Raw genomic sequence first — 3,493 nt, forward strand, 5'->3', positions numbered from 1 at the left:
CCGCCGGGGGAGGGGACGGATGAGTCGCCGGACATGGCGGTATGGACTAGCACTGAAGCGCACGCGGCGCCCCTGAGGAATCGTGTGGGCGCCTGCTCGGCGGGCGTTCCTGGGGAATTCTCCCTGCAGGCCAGTCCGCACCTGCATGCGAGCCGTGGGAGTGGCGCACGGCGGAAGGATGCACTCAACGCGCGCCGGGCCGTATCATCGTCGCATGACGACACGGCGCACGCTCACTGATCTGATGAACGACGTGTCCGGCCGCGGCGCCCGCGACTGGTCAGTGCCTCAGGACCTGGGCTGCGATCGCATGACGGTCACGGCCGCCTGGCTGGCGAGCGACGATCCGGTAGCGATGCTGTTCCTGCTCGCCGCAGTGCATCCCCAACGCCAAGTGGAGAAGTGCATCGAGCTGGCGACCGCGATGTCGTTCTTCGAGCCCATGCGGGACGAGGCACACTCGATGAGTCGCCGCCTCCCCGGCATGAACTTCAATGGCCGGTCTCCGTTCTTCTTCATTCATCTCTACCAGATGCTGCACTCCGCCTTGCGGTGGATGGAGGACACCGAGCGGTCGCGGCTTGAGCCCGAGCTCGCCGCGGCGATCCGCGTCGTCGTCCCCGATCCGTTCACGCTCGTCGGGCCCGCCGCATAGGGCCAGAGATGAGCAGGCGGATTCTCGACTCGCTCAAGAGCGTGGAAAACGGTTTTCACGCGACTTTGCGCCTGCGCTAGCCTTGGCTGATGAGAACGCCCATTGCCTGTCTGGCTATCGTTATCGCCGTTTTCGCATGGTCCGCCATCGCACCCTATGAACGCAGCACATGGTGGATGGAGGTCGCGCCCGCTCTCATCGCCTTGCCGCTTTTATTTGCCACATACAAGAAATTCCCACTGACGACGCTGCTCTATGTCTTGATCGCCGTGCACATGATCATCCTCATGGTCGGCGGGCATTATACGTACGCGCGCGTGCCGGGCTTTGAATGGCTGGGCGAAGGACGCAACAATTACGACAAGATTGGCCATTTCGCGCAAGGATTCATCCCCGCCATTGTCATGCGCGAGCTTCTGATTCGCACGTCGGATCTGAAGCCGGGCAAGTGGATGGCGGTCGTGATTGTCTTTTCCTGTCTTGGCATCAGCGCGGTATACGAACTGATCGAATGGGGCGCCGCCGTCATGCTCGGTCAGGGCGCGGATGAATTCCTCGGCACGCAAGGCGATGTCTGGGACACGCAAAAAGACATGGGCATGGCCGGCATCGGCGCGAGCGCGGCGCTGCTCCTGCTGTCGAGACCGCATGACAAGGCGCTCTCGCGCCTTTAACGCAGGGTGCGCACCCCGCCGAGAACCGCTCCACGTCGAGCGGTCCCCGGGGTGCCGGTGCTATCGGGCGCAGGTGAACAGGTTGATGTTGACGTGGATGCCGCTCATCGCGTACCCGCCGGTCCCGCACACGTGCATGGGATAGGTGTCGCTCGTTCCGGGGCTGCCATCCACATACTCGGAGACGACGCTCGTTCCGGGATACTGGCAGGCCAGGTGGTTATTGCCGACGTGCATGCCGACCATGACGCTGCCGTAGGGACAGGCATGCATCCCGTTGCGACTGGTGCCCGCATCCAGGAAGCGGGAGCCGCTCGTGGAGGAGAGCTGGGCGCACTTGAAGACGTCCTTGCTGAGGTGCGCGCCAATCATGGCGTAGCCGGTAGGGCAGCAGTGCATGGTGCTTCCACCGACGGTGCAACGCGTCCCCGCGTCGTAGACCACCCAGCCCGTGAAGGAGAGCGACGACTTCGCCACCTCCACGTCGAACTCCGCTCCCTCTTCTTCTGGCGCGGCGCCGCAGCCGGCGAGCATCGTGACCGCGGCCAAGGCCACCACTGCTGAAGACGCCCCCTCGAAAAATCGCTTCATTGATTCATTCCCCATTCATGTGACGACAGGTTCACCTGGGGCGCGATGTGCCTCCCCAGCCCAATGCCTGCCCGTACGTCAGGGTGGGCGTTTTCGAGTTATTTATAATTTTACGGATAATCAAGAAGACCCCTCGCCCAGGGTGAAGGCTTGCGTCGGTTCGAGGTGCCGCCGCATCGCGTCTTGCTCCGCTCTTGGCCTCGCTGGAGGGGTATGTTGGGGGCGCCGCGCTCGTGGCATCCGAGGAGCACGCCGCCATGTCACCCTCCGATGAGACTTCCCGGAACACGCCGGTCAGGGCGCACGGACCTGGCGCGATGAGCCGTCCGGCCGCTCCGGGGCGGGTCCTCGCGGCACTGCTCTCGCTGATGGCCTCCTTGTGCCTGGGGAGCGTCAGCCTCCTGCTTCCCATCCATCCCTATGACTGGGCGGAAGCACCCGATTTGCGAGCCCAGGTGAGCGCCGACGCGGTGTTCGTGGTGGTCTGGCTGGCCGGGGTCGCGAGCTGCCTGGCGGCGCTATCTCTCATCATCGCGTTGAGCCTGCGTGGGATTCGCAGGTCTCGACGCGTGGGCCTCGTCGTCGGCGGACTGCTGGCCCTGTCTCTGGGGGCCGCCCGGCTCGCGGAGGTCCTTCCGGAGTATCAAGGCTGACCCCAGGGGTTGCAGAAGCGCTGCGGGCCTGGATCACAAGGCCCTGGGGCTAAGGGTGGTCTCACGGGCCAGGCCTCAGCAGGCCTTCTGTTCGCCCGGTGCGTATGGGGAGTGGAGCCGCAATTGTGATCCACTCAGGGGCGAGTCTGACTTCCAGCGCCCCGCTCAGATTCAATGGGGAATCGCGTCTTCAGATTCTCCAGCCAAGCATCCATTTTAATCAGCAGGGCCATTCGTTTGTCGGAGGTCTTCCCATCGACCTCGGCTTCAATGCGGAACTGCTGAAGCTGGGATTCGAGTTCCGAGACGTCCCTTGTGCTCGCTCTGACACGAAGCTCAGAGGCCAATTGCTCAAGCATCCTGACTACTTGCTCGTAGGTTGTGGGCCTTGTTGGTGATTGTGGAGAGTCGGTCTGTTCCAATGCCTCATAGGCAAGGGCAGGTTCAGGCAGGGAGAATGGTTCCGCTACCACAAACGAAGCCATGTCAGGAGTCGGAGTTGCGACAACTGTAGCAAGTGCCCGGTCTTCTCCAGGCGGCGGTGGAAACCTGGCCGACATTGGATTGTCAGGGTGGCTTGGCTTTTGGGGGCGTTTTGTTTGAACTCCAGACTGGAGGACCGGTTGTTTCGCCATGGCATCGTCAGGAGGCGCACTGCGTGGCTGTAGAATCAGCTCTTGATTGAGTTGGGCCTCCCACGTGACAGGTGCGTCGGTGAGTTCCTGGTGGGCCCTGGTCGATGCTGCTCTGGTGAATGAGAGCGTCAGGCTGAAGTGAGTGTCTTGTTGCCTTGGTGAGAGAATGGTCACGCTCCACGCAAGTACTCTGGTGCGGAGTTGCTCACTCTGGCTCATGAGGACTTCTGGTGGATTGTCAGAGGCCGCGAACGGTTTGGTAATAATGGAGACACGGGCCCATGC

General features: G+C 62.6%; 5 protein-coding genes. 3 read left to right on the forward strand and 2 right to left on the reverse strand.

The window, feature by feature from the left end:
• The first annotated feature begins 214 nt into the window (after positions 1 to 214).
• Both D7V77_RS41065 and D7V77_RS41070 read left to right on the forward strand, forming a co-directional pair.
• Positions 215 to 655: a hypothetical protein gene (locus tag D7V77_RS41065; protein WP_120581610.1), complete on the forward strand. Its 441-nt coding sequence runs from the start codon at positions 215 to 217 to the stop codon at positions 653 to 655.
• Between the two features lie 89 nt (positions 656 to 744).
• The gene (locus tag D7V77_RS41070) at positions 745 to 1,329 is read left to right on the forward strand and encodes a DUF2238 domain-containing protein (RefSeq protein WP_120581611.1); all 585 of its coding nucleotides are present in this window, start codon (positions 745 to 747) and stop codon (positions 1,327 to 1,329) included.
• 60 nt (positions 1,330 to 1,389) lie between these two features.
• On the opposite strand, the gene D7V77_RS41075 is transcribed toward D7V77_RS41070, so the two are convergent.
• Positions 1,390 to 1,878: a hypothetical protein gene (locus D7V77_RS41075; protein ID WP_147452340.1), complete on the reverse strand. Its 489-nt coding sequence runs from the start codon at positions 1,876 to 1,878 to the stop codon at positions 1,390 to 1,392.
• 359 nt (positions 1,879 to 2,237) lie between these two features.
• Here D7V77_RS41075 and D7V77_RS41080 point away from each other — a divergent pair, with 359 nt between their 5' ends.
• The gene (locus D7V77_RS41080) at positions 2,238 to 2,573 is read left to right on the forward strand and encodes a hypothetical protein (protein ID WP_121755327.1); all 336 of its coding nucleotides are present in this window, start codon (positions 2,238 to 2,240) and stop codon (positions 2,571 to 2,573) included.
• Positions 2,574 to 2,707: 134 nt separating this feature from the next.
• Here the strand turns inward: D7V77_RS41080 and D7V77_RS43455 are convergent.
• Positions 2,708 to 3,493 (reverse strand): hypothetical protein (locus D7V77_RS43455; protein ID WP_233597543.1); only part of this gene is annotated, 786 nt, incomplete at its 5' end.

This window comes from Corallococcus sp. CA041A (assembly GCF_003612075.1).
In the GTDB taxonomy this organism is placed as follows: Bacteria; Myxococcota; Myxococcia; order Myxococcales; family Myxococcaceae; genus Corallococcus; species Corallococcus exiguus.